Annotated in this window: 18 protein-coding genes; 5 read left to right on the top strand and 13 right to left on the bottom strand. The window is 46.5% G+C overall.

What is annotated here, in order from left to right:
• The first annotated feature begins 9 nt into the window (after positions 1-9).
• A complete protein-coding gene (gene rpiB, locus QZZ36_RS04365; RefSeq protein ID WP_295077395.1) occupies positions 10-447 on the top strand; it encodes a ribose 5-phosphate isomerase B in 438 nt (145 codons plus the stop codon).
• Positions 448-463: 16 nt separating this feature from the next.
• Positions 464-1,093 carry a uracil phosphoribosyltransferase gene (gene upp, locus QZZ36_RS04360; protein WP_294754324.1) on the top strand — a complete coding sequence of 210 codons (630 nt, stop codon included), beginning with the start codon at positions 464-466 and terminating at the stop codon, positions 1,091-1,093.
• Positions 1,094-1,123: 30 nt separating this feature from the next.
• On the opposite strand, the gene QZZ36_RS04355 is transcribed toward upp, so the two are convergent.
• The 5 genes from QZZ36_RS04355 to QZZ36_RS04335 form a co-directional block, all read right to left on the bottom strand.
• Positions 1,124-2,104 carry a Gfo/Idh/MocA family oxidoreductase gene (locus tag QZZ36_RS04355; RefSeq protein ID WP_295077390.1) on the bottom strand — a complete coding sequence of 327 codons (981 nt, stop codon included), beginning with the start codon at positions 2,102-2,104 and terminating at the stop codon, positions 1,124-1,126.
• Positions 2,105-2,123: 19 nt separating this feature from the next.
• The gene (locus QZZ36_RS04350) at positions 2,124-2,600 is read right to left on the bottom strand and encodes an LURP-one-related family protein (protein ID WP_295077388.1); all 477 of its coding nucleotides are present in this window, start codon (positions 2,598-2,600) and stop codon (positions 2,124-2,126) included.
• A 51-nt stretch (positions 2,601-2,651) separates the two neighbouring features.
• A complete protein-coding gene (locus tag QZZ36_RS04345) occupies positions 2,652-3,461 on the bottom strand; it encodes an RNA methyltransferase (protein WP_295077386.1) in 810 nt (269 codons plus the stop codon).
• Positions 3,462-3,609: 148 nt separating this feature from the next.
• Positions 3,610-3,846, bottom strand: a complete 237-nt coding sequence (locus QZZ36_RS04340) for a hypothetical protein (RefSeq protein ID WP_295077383.1) — start codon at positions 3,844-3,846, stop codon at positions 3,610-3,612.
• A 50-nt stretch (positions 3,847-3,896) separates the two neighbouring features.
• On the bottom strand, positions 3,897-5,141 hold the full coding sequence (locus tag QZZ36_RS04335) for a hypothetical protein (RefSeq protein ID WP_295077380.1): 1,245 nt from the start codon (positions 5,139-5,141) through the stop codon (positions 3,897-3,899).
• A 217-nt stretch (positions 5,142-5,358) separates the two neighbouring features.
• Between QZZ36_RS04335 and ligA the strand changes: the two genes are divergently transcribed.
• From ligA to QZZ36_RS04320, 3 genes are all read left to right on the top strand, one after another.
• On the top strand, positions 5,359-7,314 hold the full coding sequence (gene ligA, locus QZZ36_RS04330; protein WP_295077377.1) for an NAD-dependent DNA ligase LigA: 1,956 nt from the start codon (positions 5,359-5,361) through the stop codon (positions 7,312-7,314).
• 189 nt (positions 7,315-7,503) lie between these two features.
• A complete protein-coding gene (locus QZZ36_RS04325) occupies positions 7,504-8,001 on the top strand; it encodes an RNA polymerase sigma factor (protein ID WP_295077374.1) in 498 nt (165 codons plus the stop codon).
• Entirely contained in the window at positions 7,998-8,699 is a 702-nt protein-coding gene (locus tag QZZ36_RS04320) for a zf-HC2 domain-containing protein (protein ID WP_295077372.1), read from the top strand. Before QZZ36_RS04325 ends, QZZ36_RS04320 begins: the two co-directional genes overlap by 4 nt.
• Positions 8,700-8,792: 93 nt before the next feature.
• Here the strand turns inward: QZZ36_RS04320 and QZZ36_RS04315 are convergent, their stop codons facing one another.
• The 8 genes from QZZ36_RS04315 to sigE all read right to left on the bottom strand — a co-directional run bounded on the left by QZZ36_RS04315 (position 8,793) and on the right by sigE (position 19,841).
• Positions 8,793-9,857: a GGDEF domain-containing protein gene (locus tag QZZ36_RS04315; RefSeq protein WP_295077368.1), complete on the bottom strand. Its 1,065-nt coding sequence runs from the start codon at positions 9,855-9,857 to the stop codon at positions 8,793-8,795.
• Between the two features lie 336 nt (positions 9,858-10,193).
• A complete protein-coding gene (locus tag QZZ36_RS04310) occupies positions 10,194-10,850 on the bottom strand; it encodes a CpXC domain-containing protein (RefSeq protein WP_295077365.1) in 657 nt (218 codons plus the stop codon).
• A gap of 372 nt (positions 10,851-11,222) precedes the next feature.
• A complete protein-coding gene (gene rlmD, locus QZZ36_RS04305; protein ID WP_295077362.1) occupies positions 11,223-12,581 on the bottom strand; it encodes a 23S rRNA (uracil(1939)-C(5))-methyltransferase RlmD in 1,359 nt (452 codons plus the stop codon).
• Positions 12,545-14,029, bottom strand: coding sequence for a coproporphyrinogen dehydrogenase HemZ (hemZ, locus tag QZZ36_RS04300; protein WP_295077359.1), 1,485 nt, complete (start codon positions 14,027-14,029; stop codon positions 12,545-12,547). Before hemZ ends, rlmD begins: the two co-directional genes overlap by 37 nt.
• Positions 14,019-14,660: an MBL fold metallo-hydrolase gene (locus QZZ36_RS04295; protein WP_295077357.1), complete on the bottom strand. Its 642-nt coding sequence runs from the start codon at positions 14,658-14,660 to the stop codon at positions 14,019-14,021. The genes hemZ and QZZ36_RS04295 overlap by 11 nt, the downstream gene beginning before the upstream one ends.
• An 11-nt stretch (positions 14,661-14,671) precedes the next feature.
• Positions 14,672-16,969, bottom strand: a complete 2,298-nt coding sequence (locus tag QZZ36_RS04290; protein ID WP_295077354.1) for a bifunctional (p)ppGpp synthetase/guanosine-3',5'-bis(diphosphate) 3'-pyrophosphohydrolase — start codon at positions 16,967-16,969, stop codon at positions 14,672-14,674.
• An 11-nt stretch (positions 16,970-16,980) separates the two neighbouring features.
• The gene (gene recJ / locus QZZ36_RS04285; RefSeq protein WP_295077351.1) at positions 16,981-19,017 is read right to left on the bottom strand and encodes a single-stranded-DNA-specific exonuclease RecJ; all 2,037 of its coding nucleotides are present in this window, start codon (positions 19,015-19,017) and stop codon (positions 16,981-16,983) included.
• Positions 19,018-19,142: 125 nt separating this feature from the next.
• A complete protein-coding gene (sigE, locus tag QZZ36_RS04280; RefSeq protein WP_295077348.1) occupies positions 19,143-19,841 on the bottom strand; it encodes an RNA polymerase sporulation sigma factor SigE in 699 nt (232 codons plus the stop codon).
• Position 19,842 lies beyond the last annotated feature (1 nt).

Genomic DNA, 19,842 nt, shown 5'->3' with positions numbered 1-19,842 from the left:
ATGTTTAATATGATAGCAATAGGCTGTGACCACGCTGCTGTGGAAATGAAAAATACGGTCAGAGATTACCTCACCGAAAAGGGCTTTGAGATGAAGGATCTCGGTACTAACGGTGAGCCCTGCGATTACCCTGATATGGCGGAAAAGCTCTGCAAAGAGGTGCTTGCGGGGAACTGTGAAAAGGGCATACTCATTTGCGGAACAGGTATAGGTATGTCCATAGCTGCAAACAAGTTCAAGGGCATACGCGCTGCGCTCTGCTCCGATTCCTTCTCAACACGTTTCACACGTATGCACAACAATGCAAACGTAATGTGCATGGGCGCGAGAACTCTCGGTTCAGGACTTGCCTGCGAGCTTGCCGAGATATTCCTTACCACTGAATTCGAGGGTGGACGCCATCAGAGGCGTATCGACCTTATATCGGCGATAGAAGCCAAAAACTGAAAGGGGCTGTTAAAATATGGCAGAGCTGCACATAATCGATCATCCGCTTGTACAGCACAAGATCTCATTACTGAGAGACAAGAACACAGGTACAAAGGAGTTCCGCGAGCTTGTATCCGAAATAGCTATGTTTATATGCTATGAGGCTACAAGAGACCTTCCCCTGAAGGAGATAGAGCTCGAAACTCCTCTCGCTGTAGCAAAGACAAAGATAATATCAGGCAGAAAGCTTGCTTTCATACCTATACTTCGTGCGGGACTTGGCATGGTTGAGGGTGTCACAACTCTTGTACCTGCCGCAAAGATTGGACATATCGGACTTTTCCGTGACCCCGTCACAAAGGAGCCTGTGAAATATTACGCAAAAATGCCTGACGATATCCATGAGCGTGACGCTATAATAGTTGACCCTATGCTTGCGACCGGTAATTCAGCGGTTGCGGCTATCACTGAACTGAAGGATCTGGGCGTAAAGCACATAAAGTTCATGTGTATTATATGCTCTCCGGAGGGCGTAAAGGCAGTCCAGACCGCACATCCTGACGTAGAGATATACGCAGGAGTTATGGACGAGAAGCTCAATGAGGACAAGTATATCGTTCCCGGCGTAGGCGACGCAGGAGACCGTATTTTCGGTACAAAATAAGAAAAAAGGAGCACATAAGTGCTCCTTTTATTATTCATTCGGGAATCTCATACCCCACTGTGCGCGGCACTCGTCCATGAGTTTCATAACTGCAATAGTATCGCTGTGAGGAACGAGTGGACTTTCGGTTAGTCCGACTTCAAGGCAGCTGTGTACCTCGGCTATTTCATATTCATAGCCGTTGATATCGTCCTTGCGGACATACCGCTCGACCTCTTTTCCGTTTCTGTCATAGAGTATACCCTCATCAGTGCAGTGGAACCAGTTGCCGAGAGTGATAAAGCCCTTTGTACCTGATATTATTGCATTATTCCGGAGCTGTATCTCGAAACCGTTTTCCATTGATGAGAAAGCACCGTTTTTGTAGCGGAAAAGGATAGAGTTGCTCATATCTATCCCGTACATCATATGTGCGGAACTGATTATCTCATCAGGCATACCGAGAAGGTCGTGAGTAAGTGTTATAGGGTATATACCCAGGTCGAGGAGACAGCCGCCGCCGCAGTCTGCGCGGAATAGCCTGTCGTTCTCGTCGTAAGGGATAAAGTTGCTGAAATCAGCCTTGATATATTCGATATCACCAATAGCGCCGGAAGCTATCCACTCTTTCATTTTTTTGTATACGGGACGGCATTTCATCCACATGGCTTCCATGAAGAAAAGCCCTTTTTCCTTTGCAAATCCAAGGAGTTTTTCTGTCTGAGCGGTATTGAGAGTGAGGGACTTTTCGCACAGCACATTTTTTCCGTTTTCAAGGCAGAGCCATGCGTCGTCGAAATGCGAAGCCATAGGAGTAGCTATATACACTATCTCCGCGTCGCTTTTTTCCGCAAATTCCCTGTAGCTGCCATAGTATTCGGAGAAGCCGAACTCCTCGGCGAATTGCTTTGCTTTTTCATCAGTCCTTGAAGCAGCGGCGCACAGCTCCGCATTTTCACAGTGCTTCAGTGCGGTCGCAAAAGTGTGAGCGATCTTGCCTGTACCTATAACTCCCCATTTGTACTTTTTCATTGTTATACTCCTTTCAGCATCAGCTGTTCTGAGACTGGTCGATAACACAGTCTATAGCTATTATTACAGCAAGTACCATAATTATATCCTGTCCGTCTGCGATGTCTATCTCATAGCTGTCGCCCCAGCTCATCCAGCGCTTGTGTATCGAGGCAATGTGCTGATTGAGGCTTGATATGCTGTAGTCATGAGCGAAAAAGTCACCATTTATCTGCCAGTCGAGCCCTTCTATATAATAGCGTGGCTTCAGCAAAGTGAACTCCTTGACTATATCGGCTATATGCTGTCCGCCGGTATATACGGAAAATCTTGGCAGAAGCCTGAGCAGTCTCTGCTGCACGAATGCTACTTCGTTGTTCATATCGTCATAAATATGCATTTTCCTGCCGAGAGAGATGATCTCCGCCTCGGCTGTAAATAATACATTGCCTGCCCTATCAAAGATGTTTGAGCGCTGTTTGAGTGTAAAAACCTTTTGCTTGAAATATAGTTTCATATATTTTCCCCATATCATTATATATTCATACTCCTAAGAGCTATGACCATGTTATCTGCCCAGCTGCCAGAAGGCAACTGCGCTTGCGGCTGCGACATTGAGCGAGTCAACGCCATGAGACATCGGTATTTTCACGGTGTAATCGCAGTCGGCGACGGTTTTGTCAGCAAGTCCCTCGCCCTCTGTACCGAGAACTATTGCGAGTTTTTCGATATCTGCAAGCTCAGGAGAATCTATACTTATCGAATCGTCGCTGAGAGCCATTGCAGCAGTCCTGAACCCCATATCACGGAGCTGCTGCGGATAGTCGTGTTCGTCTGCAAGATAGGTCCATGGCACCTGAAAGACCGTTCCCATGCTTACCCTTGAAGAACGCCTGTACAGCGGGTCACAGCAGGCTGGTGTAAGCAGTACCGCGTCCATGTTGAGAGCAGCTGCGGAGCGGAAGATAGCGCCTATATTCGTAGGATTGACCACATTTTCCAGAACCGCTATGCGCCGTGCGCTTTTGCATAGCTCCTCCGCGGTCGGAACAGTTTTACGCCTGAAAGCGCAGAGCGCTCCGCGGATAAGCTTGAAGCCGGTCACTGCGGTCAACTCGTTGAAATCCGCAGTATAAACAGGCACATCGCCGCAGCGCGGCAGGAGCTCCTTCATCTGTCCTGTGATGTCTTTATGCTCCATAAGAAGGGAAAAGGGCTCATAGCCTGCGTTCAGAGCCCGTTCTATGACCTTGGGGCTTTCTGCAATGAACAGTCCCGGCTCAGGCTCGAAATAGTGGAGCAGCTGCGGCTCGGACAGCAGCGCGAATATTTGCAGCACATCGGTGCTGTTATTGTTTATCTCGATTATGTTTGACATAGTTTGCCTTTCTGCTGTAGGGAACGCCGCCCTCGGCGTTCCGAAAAAACAATGTAGGGGACGGCGTCCTCGACGTCCCGCAAGTTAAGAATTGAGAGTTGAGAGTTATGAGTTGGTGAGGTGTATCAGAATTGGAAGCAGCATTATTTTATTCATAAATACTGCCTGTGTAAAGAAGAGTGGCGATAAAATTCCAGTTAATATCCGTCGGCACTTCTTTTCCGCAATTTTTGTAATACCCGTCCATATCCGCTGCCCATGCTGCCAGCGCCTCCACATAATTCTTTAAAGATACATCTTGTGTTGCCGTTATGAAAAAGCTCATAAATTCAAGAAAGTCTTCTCTGCTCTTGATTTTTCCCAACATTTCTGTATGTTTATCCATGATTCACCTCTGAATTGTAATTTATCATATCAGCTTCAAAAGCTAACGGCTTAAATGTATTTCAGCTCCACTAAAGCCCAGTCATCAGTGGTTATCTCATACTTGCTTCCGCAGTACGGACAGTTTCTGTTTTTCGTTGCATCAAAACTTGCACCGCAGGACGGGCATGAGATCTTCGTCATGGAAAAGTTGAAATTCACAGGGATATCAGTGCGGCGTTTTAATACTGCGCTGAAGATCTGCTTTTTGAAAAACACCTTGTCACCGCTTGCATAAAGCACGTCAAAATAAGCCTTTGTTTCGACCGTTACAAAATTGCCCTCTTCACGTATGCTTTTGCAGCCTAACGCACCGCCGTAATTCAGATCAATAATGTCCTTCATCTTCGGATCAAGCTTTGCACCTTCATAAAACAAAAGCTCACTCTCGTCCTCGGAAAACACAGCCGTTTTGATAAGGGACAATGTCTTGCTGGTAAAATACTCATAAGAAAACTCGGGACTTATCTTTTTCATTCGTTTCTCAAATTTGCTTCGTGAACCTGCTGTTCCCATTTTTCCTGCAGAGGAAATTGCTCCCGCGATAAGCTTCATAAGCAGAAAATATGCATACAGAATATACGCAATAAAAATGCTTCCTATGGCAGCGCCGATATAATATCCTATACTTTTGTGAAGCACAAGGCAAAGAATAAACATGGCAATGACAGTAATGGCATATGAAACCATATATCCCGACATGAATTCTTTTTTTGTCATTCCGGGACTATCTAAAAAATAATATGATGTGACCTTAGGGAAAAGGTCATCTATCTGAAATCTTGTTCCGCAGTGAGGACAGCCGTTCTGAAGCCCGGCAACAGTTGAGACCGCACCGCAGTTCGGACAGCAGAAGGGGTCATTGTCAGGATGTGAACCTGTGACCACATCGGTTATCGTTTCGTATAAAACGCTCTTATGGTCGTCTTTATACTTGGTTTTTCCGCCCTTCGTGACTTTTCGCTTTATTCCGCTTTGATTAAAGCAGACGGTACTTTCATAGTGAGCGTCTCTCCAGTTGCTGCCTGCTATGAATTTGTTTTTGCCCTCATCTCTGGAATAGATATCGTAGTCAAGCTCGAGCCCTTTCTTGGAGAGCCTGTCATGCTGAAGCTTCAGAGTATATGTAATATCATTATCTGCAAAGGTTATGTTCTTTCCCTTGCCTACAGCAGCTCCGAGCGATGCTCTGAACTCATTTAATTTGCAGTTAAAAGCTTCCGGAACTTCTTTGATGTTAAAAAAATTATACCCCATAAAAAATATCCCTGCCTTTCAATTTAATGATCTTCATGATATAATCTGATTTACCCTGTCAAGCCATAGCACAAAAAGCAAACGGCTTAAATAAATTATACCAGTTTCCCCGCATTACGTCAATATCCGCAGTCATAACTCTTTTTATCTTTTGGTATGGCTTTTTAATGGAATTCATGGTATAATAGTGTTATATTGAAATAAGGAGTCTGCAATTATGGCTAATAATGATATAAACAGAATGAAGGAGCTGAACGAGCTGCTGGCAAAGGCTTCTGACGCATACTACAATACAGGCGTTGAGATAATGTCAGACAAGCAGTACGACGAGCTTTACGATGAGCTTGATGCTCTTGAAAAAAAGACCGGTGTCATACTCAGCGGCAGCCGTACTCAGCAGGTAGGCTATGAGGTGTCCTCCGGACTTCAGAAAATAAAGCATACCACAAAAATGCTCTCCCTTGACAAGACCAAGAGCGTTGAGGAGCTGAAAAGCTGGCTGGGTGAGCATAAAGGCTTTCTCAGCTGGAAGCTTGACGGACTTACTCTGGTACTCACCTACAGCAACGGCGAGCTCGAACAGGCTGTTACACGCGGAAACGGCGAGATAGGAGAGGACATCACTGCCAATGCCCGGCATATAATAGGTATACCTGCAAAGATACCATTCAAGGGAAGACTTGTTGTCCGCGGCGAGTCCCTGATGAAATATAAGGACTTTGAGCGGGTGAACGCCGAGATCGACGACGGCTCAAAATACAAGAATCCCCGCAATCTCTGCGTCGGAACTGTCCGTAACCTTGATTCGAGGGTGACTGCCGAGAGAAATATCAATTTCTTCGCCTTCAATCTCGTTTCAGCCGAGGGCTATGAGGAGAACTCCTTCTCGCGCCGTCTTGACTGGCTTGAAACACAGGGTTTTCAGCGCGTTTACGGTATAACTGTGACTGCTGACACCGTTGAGGGGGCGGTTTCCGACTTTGAAAAGGCTGTTGCTGAAAATGAATTTCCCTCGGACGGACTTGTGCTCATGTACGACGATGTGGCTTACGGTCTGAGCCTCGGAGAGACCTCTCACGCGCCGAGAAACGGTATCGCTTTCAAATGGCGCGACGAGACAGCGGACACTGTTCTCCGCGAGGTTGAGTGGTCGGCAAGCCGCACGGGACTGCTCAATCCTGTTGCCATATTTGACTCTGTGGAGCTTGAAGGTACCACGGTATCACGTGCTTCCGTACACAATCTTAGTATCGTTAAGCAGCTCCGTCTCGGTATAGGCGACACCCTGACCATATTCAAGGCGAATATGATAATCCCTCAGGTACTTGAAAACAAGACCGCTTCCGGAAGCCTTGAGATACCTGAGATATGCCCGGTATGCGGCGGCAGAACGGAAATACGGACTTCCGACGAGGATGTTGAGACACTTGTCTGTCCGAATAAGGACTGTGCTGCAAAGCATATAGGCAAATTTGAGCATTTTGTGCAGCGTGACGCCATGAACATTGTAGGTATGTCCACTGCTACCATAGAAACTCTTGTTTCCGAGGGCTTTGTCCGTGAGTTCAGGGATTTCTATCACCTTGACGACTATAAATTCAAGATAGTTGTGCTTGATGGCTTCGGCGAAAAGTCCTATCAGAAGCTTGCCGATGCAGTTGAGGTTTCCCGTAAGACCGAGCTTAGCCGTGTGCTTTATGCTATGGGTATACCAAATATAGGCAGGCAGGCTTCAAGGCTCATCTGTGCCGAATATCCCACGGCAGAGGAGCTGGAGCACCTTACCGCGGCTGAACTTACGGCTATAGACGGAATAGGAGAGGTCCTTGCAAATGACTATGTCAGGTTCTTCGCTGACGAGAAGAATATTGCAGAGTTCCGTAACCTGCTTGCGGAACTCACCATAGAGGAAGCTGCTGCTGTAAACAGCGGCTCCTCAATAGCAGGCAAGACCTTTGTTATAACGGGTTCCGTGCATATATGGAAGAACAGGAATGAACTGAAAGCCTTCATTGAGCAGAACGGCGGTAAGGCGGCAGGCTCTGTGTCCTCAAAGACGGACTACCTGATAAATAATGATAATACTTCAAATTCCACCAAGAACAAGACCGCAAAGGAGCTCGGAGTGCCGATAATAACCGAGGAGGAGTTCCAAGCCCTTGTTAATGCGTAATTCATAATGCGCAATGAGCAATTAAAACTGCAGTGGCGCACAGTGTGCGCCACGCAGGTCACAATGCGATTTTACGGACGAACGCTGTTCGCCTCTACAAATTTTTCGGCGGACATTTTGTCTGCCTTTATGATTTTTCTGTAATAAAACCAAAAGTCATTCGTCTAAGTAAGTGAAGGGGGTGAGAAGATGAAGCAGGAACTTCACGAGATATACGAAAAATACAGTACCGACCTTTACGCCTTTATCCTGAGGATGTGCCGCAGCGAGCAGCTTGCGAAGGACATTTTGCAGGATACCATGCTGAAAGCCATGACCAGCGCCGACAGCTTCAGGGGGGACTGCTCCGTAAAGACGTGGCTGTATACCATTGCAAGAAATCTCTGGTACGACCGTCTGAAAAAGGCTGAGAGCCGCGATCTTCCGCTCAGTGATATAAACGAGCCTGTTTCGCAGGTCAGCATAGAGAACTGCTTTGCCGACAGGGATACCGCCCTGCGCATACATCATCTTCTTCACGAGCTTGACGAGCCGTACCGCGAGGTCTTTACCCTGCGTGTTTTCGCGGAGCTGAAATATGCCGACATCGCCAAGGTATTCGGCAAAAGCGAGAACTGGGCAGGCGTGACCTATTACCGGGCTAAGCAGAAGCTTTTGCAGCTTCTGAAAAAGGAGGGACTTTTATGACAGAAAAAAAAATACCCTGTAATGTTATAGTTGACCTGCTGCCGCTGTACAAGGAGGATATATGCAGCGAGGAGACGAAGGATCTTGTGGAGGAGCATATCCGCAGCTGTGAGGACTGCCGCCTGCTTTGCGAGCAGGTGGAAATACCCGAAAGGGCGGCTGAAAAAATGCCTACTGAGAGCGAGACTTTCAAAAAAGTAGGGAAAAAGCTTAAAAAGGGTAAGCTTTACAGAAGAATACTGATTTTTCTGCTTGCAGCAGCAGTGGCTGTGAACGTGGCGTGGATAAAGCTTAAGTTCCTGCCGTACAAGGACTATTCATTTGGTATGGCTGAATATAATACAGATGACGGAAAGCTTTATCAGGAATTGAACGGCGACTATTGTTATAATGTAGTTATGCCTAAATATCTTGAATTTTTCAGAGGAAAGCTTTATATCTGGTATCAAAAGGATAAAAAAGTTACGGAACTGAGGATAATTCCGAGAATTACAGGTGATATCAAGTATGTGGCCGTAATAAGAACGGATTCCGCGGGTTACAGTATACCTATAACCGAGTCCGTTGAATTTGACCCAATTGGGTATAAAGTGCATGATAACGATGAGAAAGCCAAGCAGATAATAAGTGAAAACCATGACCAGATAGAAGAGCTTATGAAAGCCGCACAGGACAAATGGGGAGACTACCTCAAATAAAAAACGTCCGGGAGTATTCCCGGACGTTTTTGTGCATTATATTTCGTCTGAATGACTTGTTACAGAATGGCTTTTTGAAAGCGGCTGCCTGTATCATTCACCGGCGGCTTTCATCTGAGCCTTGTCCTCATACATTATCGCGTCAACTTCTCTGATGACATCGTCCAGCTTCATGCCCTTTTTGAATTCTCCGAATCCTACAGCAATACTGTAGCCTCTTTTATTTACAGTTTCTTTCAGATGCTTCATGTTTAGTTCAACTTCTGTATATGTTGCGTTGGGATAGAGCACCTCAAACTCGTCTCCGCCCATTCTGTAGAAGCGGCATCTTACTGGGAGCACTTCGGAAGCGCTTTCGGCTACTGCAAGAATAGCCTTGTCTCCGGCATCATGTCCGTAGGTATCATTTATTCTTTTCAGTCCGTTAAGGTCGATAGACGCGATATACATCTGCCTTTTCTGCATATCCTTGATATCATTATAGAAGGAATGACGGTTGAATGCATCTGTAAGAGCGTCTCGTGTAAGAGTTTCAGTAGTGAAGAACATATAGTAAAAAGTACATGAAAGAGCTGCCATACCGCTTATAAGGAACTTGTAATGCAGCAGCGCGTTCATTACCACGGCAATGACTATGCCAAGCGAAAGAGCCAGTATGAAAACGCTTTCGTGCTTGAAGCCCAGTCTGAATTTGACTATGGCAGTCGAAAGAAGTACGGCTATGTATATGAAACTGAAAAGATACGGGATAAATCCGAGCGTTCCCAATGAACGGATGCCCGTACTGTCAAATTTGAATATACAGCCGTTGAAAATGCTTATAAAGCTGAGTATCACGTTTATAAGAGCCAGCACCTGTATAACGATACGAGTTCGTTTTTTTAATACCCCTGTCACAAAAATGAAGGGAAGTGTTACCGGTCCGCTTATAGAGAAGCTTATTGCGGAGAATATCTTCATCAGTAAGATGTGTTTACCGCTGCCGCTGTAGGTATAGTTTACTATATTGCATATCACCATTACAAATGACATGATAGTACAGAGTATGAATTTTGATTTGCGTTTGGCAGAAAGTGTCGAATTGAACATAAGAAAGAAGAACAATACAACATCCGTCACAATAATAAGGTAGCTCATCTGTACAATATCCCTGAACACTCCATCAGCTCCCTTTCCTGAAATATATTATTGACCGATGTCAGCTCAGCAACTGAAAAACGGCTTTTTACTAAGCTTGAAAAGCCGTTTTTCAGTTGTCAAGGTGCAAGAATGATATTCCTGCACCTTGTTTTGCCCTGAAGGGCAAAATGAGCCTGACATAAAAAAGTGCAGCGTTAAAAAGCTTCTTCATTATTAAAGAAGTCGGGCTTTCCGAACAAAGCTAAGCTGAATAACCACTTCGCAGCGATTATTGAGTATACGCTAATTATACCATATTGATAGGATAAAATCAATAGTATATATATGTGTATATTATTTACTTATTGTTCCGGATCACTTTATTTTTTTATTCATGATATCCATAGCCCACTGAGTATTTATACGTACTTCATCGGAAGAAAGGAGCTCGACCTTGAATTTGTCAACGATGAGATCGTAGTTGCTGCGTATGAATTCAGTACGTCCCCATTCGTTGTTATTGAATAATACTGCAAATTTAAGGGACCCGTCTTTTTCTTTGTTCAGGTATATCTCTTCGATCTTATGCTCACGGTCCTTGTTCATTATCTCAGCAATTATAAAGAGCTTTGTCAGCTCTACTGCCCTGTCATCAAGACCTTCATCGAGTATAAGGAGCTTTTCATGGAGCTGGTTGATGTTGAATACAACACGCTTCTGGCAGTTTGACTCAAGAGGAAGCTTTTCGTCGTAGGGATCATGACTGAGGTCTTTCATAAAGCTGATCGCGGCATTAGAGTACTCAGGGACAAAATTAATGAGGAATCCTTTTTTCGGTTCATGGTAAAACATAGGATAGAAAACGACAGAATCCTTTCCGCATTCAGGACAGTGGTATATAAATGCCTGCTGATTCCTCACAAGCTCCTTCATCTCAGGATTATCGTCAGTATTTACACTTTCCCATACAGTCATATCGTCCTCATGTTCACACTGGGGACATTTTATCTTTTCCAGATGGTTTTTTGACATAGTTTTTTCCTCTTTTCATTTTATTGTTCATTATATCAGAGCTGTGAAAAAATATGCTCCGGTATCATATGTGTATTTTTATATGTTATTTCAAAGTAGGATAATCTGTGCTGAGCGCACATCGGCTGTTGGCAGAATGATAGTTCTGTTATATTTTTTACGGCTTCGTTCAGGCTGCCACAATATAGTATAACATGAATCCGGTGAAAAATCAAGTTAAGGAAACAGTTTAGAGCGGATGTGTTAAATTATTGTAATATAAATATTGCGTTGTACAGTTAAGGTGTTCAAAAAACAGTTAATTGACGGCTTTAGAGAATAGCAAATGAAAGTAAAACAAAAACTGCCGTATAACCGGCAGTTTACTTGATTTTATAAGCCTATTTTTGACATCAGAACCACGCACTCAACGTGACCGGTTCTTGGAAACAGATCCACTCCGCAGACTATGTCAACACTATATCCATTTTCTGACAGGAGTTTTGCGTCACGGGCGGCAGTTGCCGGATTGCATGATATCATTACAATTTTTTTCGGAGCCGCTTCCGCGATTACTTCTATGGTTTCAGGGGAACAGCCCTTTCTCGGCGGGTCGATCACTATGATATCCGGCTTGCAGCCCTGTTCCCGGAGCTTTCCGAACACCTCTCCCGCGTCACCGCAGTAAAAATCCGCATTTGTGATATTGTTAAGTTCAGCATTTGTCTTTGCGTTCTCAACAGCCTGCAGAACTATTTCAACACCGACTATCTTCACTGCCTGCTTTGCCATTGAAAGACCTATAGTGCCTGCGCCGCAGTAAAGGTCGGCGATAACATCGCTTTTGCCGGGAGCAGCATACTCCAGCGCCTTTGCGTAGAGCCTTTCTGCCTGTAGGGTATTCACCTGATAGAAGGAGAGGGGAGATATCTTCACAGTATTTCCGCACATAGTATCGGTTATGGTATCGTTTCCCCAGAGAGTTGCACATTCGTCGCCGAGTATAACATTTGTCTTCTTCGGATTTATATTCATCACTATACTTCTGATATCCGGGAAGCGTTCCGTGAGTATCCTGCACAGCGATGAAACCTGACGAGCTATATCCTTGCGTACCACAAGACAGACCATTATCTCGCCTGAGTGGGCTCCACGGCGTATATAGATATGACGCAGTATGCCTGTATTGGTTTCTTCGTTATATACAGACAGTTTCTTTTCATTTATATAGTCAATGACTGTTTTTAGGATATCCCGGAATATTTCAGGCTGCAGACCGCAGTCCGTCACAGGTACGAGCCTGTGGCTCCGCGGAGCAAAAAAACCGCAGACAGCTTTTCCGTCAACGACGGCAAGGGGATACTGAGCCTTATTGCGGTAGCGTCCGGTAGTTCCGGCACCGAGGAAGCTGTCAAATGCAGGTGACAGTCCGCCAATGCGTGTAAAAGCGTCCCGGACTATGCCGTCTTTGGTGCGGCATTCCGCCTCATAGGAGATATGTCTGAACAGACAGCCGCCGCATTTTTTATATACGGGACAGTTGTCCTCTGTACGGTCGGGAGAGGGCGTTATCAGCCTTTCAACTATACCGAAGGCATAGCTTTTAAGTACCTTTACTATCTTTATATCGCAGATGTCTCCCACAGCTGTTCCGGGAACAAAGACCGCCATGCCGTCAATGCGGCATACGCCGTTTCCCTCGGAGGTCATGCCTGTTATCTCAGCTTTAAAAACTTGATTTTTTTCAAGCATTCAGCCACCTCCTTTTTCTTTTCCATGAGCTTGTCGAAGCTGCGTATATATTCGTAAGGGAACTTGTAATTATGTATGCGCTCTATCCTGTTGTTTTCGTAAAGGAGCTTCGTGGAAGCCGCACAGCCTGCGCCGAGTATGGTCTGTGTTTCGTCCATGATGAAGATATTGTAATAGCTCTCGAAGCCCTTTTTCGCGTAGCCTACGTTTTCAAGGTTGTCCACGGTATTCTTCTGACGGTACATATAGTACGGCAGATAGCCGTGAGACATAAGAGCAGGTATGCTGTAGTCCACCATTTCTGCGGCAGGATTTGAGCAGTTTTCGTTCCCGCCTGCGAACAGGGTGGCTGAACGCTTTATTGTAAGGGTATGGACGGTAATACTTTCCGGGTCCAGCTCAATTATCCTGTCAAGTGTATTGCGGAAGCTTTCCGCAGACTCTGTGGGAAGACCTGCTATAAGGTCGGTATTGATATTCCTGAAGCCGATATTTCTTGCTAGCTCAAATGCTCTGATAAAGTCCCCGCCGGAGTGCCTTCTGCCGATGACCTTCAGCACATCGTCATTGAGAGTCTGAGGATTTACGGATATTCTGTCAGCGCCCAGATCCTTTATTACCCTGAGCTTTTCCTCTGTTATGGTGTCTGGGCGTCCTGCCTCAACGCTGTATTCGCGGATATTTGCGATATCGAAGTTTTTCGCAACGGCTTCCATAATTGTTTTCAGATCCTGTGCTGACAGAGAAGTGGGAGTGCCCCCTCCGAAGTAAACGGTATCCACCTTTGTACCGGTCTCTTTTACGATATTTCCGAGTATCTCAAGCTCCCGGCACAGCGCCGAAACGTATTCCGGCATCAGCTTCATTGCAGAATCCATTGAATGTGATACGAAGGAGCAGTAGCTGCACCTTGTAGGACAGAAGGGTATGGAAACGTAAAGACTAACAGCCGAGCTGTCTATCCTTTCGACTATAGGGAGCTGATTTACAGCGGTATCATAAGCAAGCTGAAGTTTTTTTTCAGTGACTTCATATCTGTCTGACAGATCCCTGAATATATCTTCCCTTGAAAGCCCCTGATCCATGAGCTCGATGACCTTTTTTACGGGACGTATCCCGGTCATAAGTCCCCATGGGGGTCTTATTCCTGTTTTTTCGCAGAGTATATGGAAGATAAGTCTGCAAAGCTCATGCTCGTTTTCTGACGTATCACCGGGAGAAGAACAGCGTATCACAGGGGCTTCGCCGCTGAGCTTTACTTCTGCGGTTATAGTCTTTCCGTCTCCGGAGACCTCTGCGATTACATACTCATCTCCTGTGATATCATCACGGGAACTGCCAAAGGTGTAATGAGCCGTACTGAAAAAGAGCTTCATTGTGGCTTCGATCTCGTATTTAAAAGAATTGCCGATGAGAATTATCGGCATTTTGGTATTATCAGTCGTCATTTTTACCTCTGAACTGTTTCATATACGGATTTGATTCACGCTCGTAGCCGAGGGTGGTGCTTCCGTTATGTCCGGGATGTACCGTGTAATCGCCCTCAAGGTTATAAAGCTTATTCAGAGAATAGGTCATGGCTGCCACGCTGCCGTCTGGGAAATCTGTCCTTCCGACGGAGCAACAGAAAAGGGTGTCTCCGGAAAAAATGACATCTTCGCAGACATAGCATACGCTTCCGCGTGAATGTCCGGGAGTATGGATGACCCTGAAAGAGCAGTCGCCGTCATTAATGTAGCAGTCGCCGAAAATACAGGTCCAGTCAGTGACCGGTACAAATTTAATGAATGACATATTCGTGGCGAGTGAAGCAGATTCGCTTGTGAGCATATGAGCATCAAGCTCATGGATATATATTTCCGCACCGGTAGCCTGATGAACCTCCTCCGCGCCGCCGAAATGATCGAAATGACCGTGGGTGAGGAGTATCTTTTTAAGCCTGAGCTTTTTCATTTTCAGGAATTCAAGAAGCAGTCTGCTGTCGCCGCCGATATCTACGGCAACGCAGCGTCCCGGAGCTGTCTCGACTATATAGCAGTTTGAGCGCATCGGTCCGAGCTGCAAATGATGTATCTTCATGTGTATCCTCCTTAAATAGCGGCTCTCTCTACAGAGATAACGCCCTTTATCTTCCTGAGCTTCTCAAAGAGATTCTTCAGCTGTTCCGTGCTTGATATAACGATAGTGGCTTCAAACAGCGCATTGCCGTTTTTCAGCACTCTTGAAGCTGAATGGACGATCGGCACACGGGCTTCGAGCAGGACTGCGGAAATATCGTATACCAGTCCAACGCGGTCTGTAGCTGTGACTTCAAAGCTTGTCTGAAGCTGTGTATCGCTGTTGTCTGTCCACTGTATCTCCACCCAGCGGTCAAGCTCCTCAGGGATATTTCTTGCCAGGGCAGCCTTGTAGTTGGTACAGCTGGTAGTGTGAACAGATATGCCGTAGCCTCTTGTGATGAATCCGATAATATCATCACCGGGAAGAGGATTGCAGCACTGAGCGAATTTAATGAGCATATCGTCTATCTGGTCAAGTATGATACTGCTCCTGCCGTTGGGCTTTGGCTTGATGAGCGGAACTACCGACGGCTCGTCGTCATTTTCGTGGAGCTTTTCGTACTTGTCCTTCAGGCGTGGCATCATCTTTGAGAGAGTTATGCCTCCGTAGCCTATGGAAGCGTAGAAGTCCTCAAGATTTTCGCAGTTGTGGCGTTTGAAGTCGTCCTGCAGGAACTCGGTGTACTGATCTTCCCTGAGATTTATCCTGTGGCGCTTGAATTCACGTTCAAGCTGGGTCTTTCCCTCAGTGATATTCTCCTCGCGCCTTTCCTTCTTGAACCATGAGCGTATCTTGGAGCGTGCTTCGTTGGTCTGCACTATGTTCAGCCATGCGCGGTTGGGGCCCTTTTCCGGGTCCTTGCTGGTGATGATCTCGCATATCTGACCGGTCTGGAGCTTGTAATCGAGGGGGACTATCCTTCCGTCCACCTTTGCGCCTACGGTCTTGTGACCTATCTGAGTGTGGATACGGTAGGCGAAGTCGATAACGGTGGAGTTTATAGGCAGACTTACCGACATACCCTTTGGAGTCATTACTACTATATCCTCCGGGTCGAGATCGGTTTTGATTATGCGGACTATCTCCTCAACGTCGTCGGAGGTCTGCTGGGCCTCGATCACCTGACGCACCCATGCGAGACGGTGCTCCATCTTATCCTTGCCCTGTATGCCCTCCTTGTATTTCCAGTGGGCTGCGATACCGTATTCCGCGGTCTCGTGCATATCCCATGTACGTATCTGCACCTCGAAGGGTATGCCCTCCTTGCCGAGAACAGTGGTGTGCAGAGACTGATACATATTGTTCTTGGGTGTGGAGATATAGTCCTTGAAGCGGTTGGGAAGGGGCTTGAACATATCGTGGATAAGTCCGAGAACATTGTAGCATTCGGCGATAGTGGTAACGATTATTCTTACTGCGTATTTGTCGTATATCTCGTCGATATCCTTGTGGTTTATGAATATCTTTCGGTAAATGCTGTATATGCTCTTTACTCGTCCGTCTATCTGCGGCGGCTGAGCGAATTCCTCCGACTTGAAGCGCTGAGCGATACGGCTCTTGATTATCTCGATAAACGCCTCCCGCTCTTCCTTCTTGTTTTCGAGTATATTTTCAATTTCAGAGTAGGCATATGGGTCGAGGAAGTGGAAAGCAAGATCCTGAAGCTCCTCCTTCATGGCTCTTATACCAAGGCGGTGAGCGATAGGAGCGTAGATATTCATTGTTTCGAGAGCGGTGTTCCTCTGCTTTTCGAGAGGACGGTATTTCAGCGTGCGCATATTGTGGAGACGGTCGCTGAGCTTGATTATCATTACACGGATATCCTGAGACATCGCAAGGAGTATCTTTCGGATATTCTCAGCCTGCTGCTCCTCCTTGCTGGAGGTGGGGATCTTGCTCAGCTTTGTTACTCCGTCAACGAGGAGGGCAACGTCCTGTCCGAAACGCTTCTTTATATCATCAAGAGTGGCGTCTGTATCCTCTACTACGTCGTGGAGCAGGGCTGCACAGATAGTATCGGTGTCCATACCCAGTTCAAGAAGGGTATAGGATACGGCTAAGGGGTGTGTGATATATGGCTGTCCTGAGGAGCGTGTCTGTCCCTCATGAGCCTTCGCAGCGAATTCGTAAGCGGAAATGATCTTGCTGAGATCGTACTGCTTATCGTCAGTGAGTATCTTCTGTATTATCTTCTCAATGGTGTAATCGTCCTTGAAATCGGGGATATCATTGAGAAAATCAGTGGGATCCTTGGGTAGCGCCGATTCTGGTATCGGGACTTCGACCTCATGATGTGTGAGATTTGATACATTCATGTCATCTGTCATATCTATTCTCCTTATTTATGGCTTTTACCGAGCCTGCTTCTGAGAGAAGCAAGTACGGGAGCCGAGTCCAGATCGGCTTTCTGAGTTACGCTGATCCTTTTTATTGTCATTTCAGCAAATGAAACGCTGACGAGTCCGAGCTGTCTGAGAGCTTCAACGGAAATACAGAACCTACAGAAGTTTATATTCCTGTCATTGAGCCTGATATAGAGCGTGTCCGTGTTAATACCTCCGTCGGGTATGGACTTGTATATCTTTACGACATCGTCACGTGACGGATACATACTCGGATAGTAGTTCTGAGGGAGCTCTTCACCGCGCATGAAAGCTTCAAAGGCATTCAGAGCGGCGAAATATCTGCTCTGCTCAAAGGGCTGCGGACGGATATCGCTTATGATGATATTGGGTGAGACAGTGCCGCGAAACTCGTTCACTCCCAGTGAAACTATCATGCTGCATACATCGCCCTTTGATACGGGGAGCTCATGGGGAGACTTCCTGAACATCAGAGCGTCAGCCTGTGTGTAGCCGACCTTTATCCGCAGCTTTGTGTGAGCACCGTCCGAAAGTGGGACTATATCAAGTATCTGAGCGTTCTCGATATAGAAAAGGGGCTTTTCATTGTCAGTGCCGAAGGGTTCAAGGACGTCAAGTCCTTTTATATTTTCAATTTCAAGCTCCTGAGGGGACACCGGACTGTCGGCGGAAAGCTCCGCTGCCGGCATTACCCTGTGATTATCAAGGGCGTACTTTTCAAGGAGCTGATGAAAGCTTTCCGCCATTCCGTTTTTTATGGTGAAGCCCCCTGCGCCGGGGTGTCCGCCGAATTTTTCAAGTACATCTGAGGCAGCGGTCAGCGCTTCAAATACGGAGAACTCACCGAAAGAGCGGGCAGAGCCTCTCAGCTCGCCTTCAGCCTCCGATACTATGAAGCAGGGCTTGCCGAACTGCTCGACGATACGTGAGGCAACTATTCCAATCACACCGTGATGCCAGTTCTTTTCGCAGAGGAATATCACTCTTTCGCGTATGATATGTGGGTCGCTGTCTATCATGGAGTATATTTCGGAAATAATGGAGTTTTCCTCGTCCTTGCGCAGATTATTGAGACTGTCGAGCTCCTGCGCGGCTTTGAGTGCTTCGTCATAGTCCTCGCAGAGAAAAAGCTCCGCAGCAGTTTTCGGGGAGCCGAATCTTCCTGCCGCGTTTATCCTCGGACCTATCCCGAAGCCTACGGAACGTGTATCTACGGGCTTGCCATTAAGTCCGCATACTTCTTTCAGAGCCATAAGGGCAGGACGGTCTGTATTGCTGATAAGCTCCAGTCCGTAGGAGACAAGGAAACGGTTTTCACCTTTAAGGCTTACAATGTCGGCAACAGTTGCTATAGCTGCGAGATCGCCGAACTGCTCCAGCGCCATGGTGTAGTCGCCGCCGTCAAGTGCAGCCACCAGCTTCAGCGCAATACCTGCGCCGCACATATCCTTGAAAGGGGAGAAGCAGTCGTGCCTGTGTGGGTCCACAACCGCTTCCGCGCGGGGGAGCTGTTCGCCCTGACGGTGGTGATCCGTAACTACGAGCCTCATTCCGAGGGCGTATATGTATTCGGCTTCTTCGATAGCCGATATGCCGTTATCAACAGTGATTATGAGCGATACGCCGTCAGCAGCTATTTTATCTGCCGCCTTTATGTTAAGACCGTAGCCCTCTGTGCGTTCGGGGATATAATATGTAACGTCAGCTCCGGCTTCAAGGAGATAGGAATAAAGTATGACGGCAGACATTATGCCGTCGCAGTCGTAATCCCCGTAAATACATATACGTTCACCGTTTTCTATGGCGGTATTTATAGTATCAGCCGCCTGCTGCATATCCTTTATGAGAAAGGGATCGGAAAGCTCGTCCGCATTAAGGCTCTCCATTACGGACTCAGCGGAGGAATACCCCTTGGCTGCAAGAGCGGCAGCCGTCAGTGAGGTGACGCCGCAGCCGAGCATGAGCGCTGAGATCGTTTTTCTGTCGGGTCTGCCGACATTCCATTTTTTCATATAGTGACTCCTGATGAAAAGATATATTTAATTCATTATATCACAAAAACGCTTTTTTTACAATAGCAGACAGCAAAAAAACTGAATATGACAGAAAAAGCCCCTGCTATGGCAGGGACTTTTAGTCACGAAACACTTTCTATCTTTACCCGGAGCTTTTTGATTATCTTTTTTTCAAGTCTTGATATATAGGACTGGGATATGCCTATACTGTCGGCGACCTCCTTCTGCGTCTTCTCCTTGCCGTCGATAAGTCCGAAACGCATTTCCATTATTTCCCGTTCACGGTCGCCGAGCTCGGCTACGGCGCTGCGGAGTATATCCCTTTCCGCTTCGTTCTCTATGCCCTTGTTGACTATATCGTCGTCGGTACCGAGAATATCCGAGAGCAGGAGCTCGTTTCCGTCATAGTCAATATTGAGCGGCTCGTCTATGGAAAGATCGTTTCGGTACTGGGAGGATTTGCGCAGGAACATGAGTATCTCGTTCTCTATGCAGCGAGAGGCGTAGGTCGCAAGCTTGATATTCTTAGTGGGACAGAAGGTATTGACGGCTTTTATAAGCCCTATAGTGCCTATGGATACAAGATCCTCAATGCCTATGCCTGTGGACTCGAACTTCTTCGCTATGTATACCACAAGGCGGAGATTATGCTCGATAAGGCAGTTGCGGGCATCTGTGTCATGTTCACCGAGACGTGTAAATACTTCGTTTTCTTCTTCTTTTGTGAGGGGAGGCGGAAGAGTATCCGAGCCGTTTACGTAGAATACTTCTCCGGGAAAATGTTTTTTCAGGTACGCTTTGATCTTTCTGATGATGTTCATG

Source organism: Ruminococcus sp. (genome assembly GCF_016287535.1).
Lineage (GTDB): Bacteria > Bacillota > Clostridia > Oscillospirales > Ruminococcaceae > Ruminococcus.
Note: the sequence above shows the minus strand (reverse complement) of the source record. Positions and strands in the feature narration are given on the sequence as shown.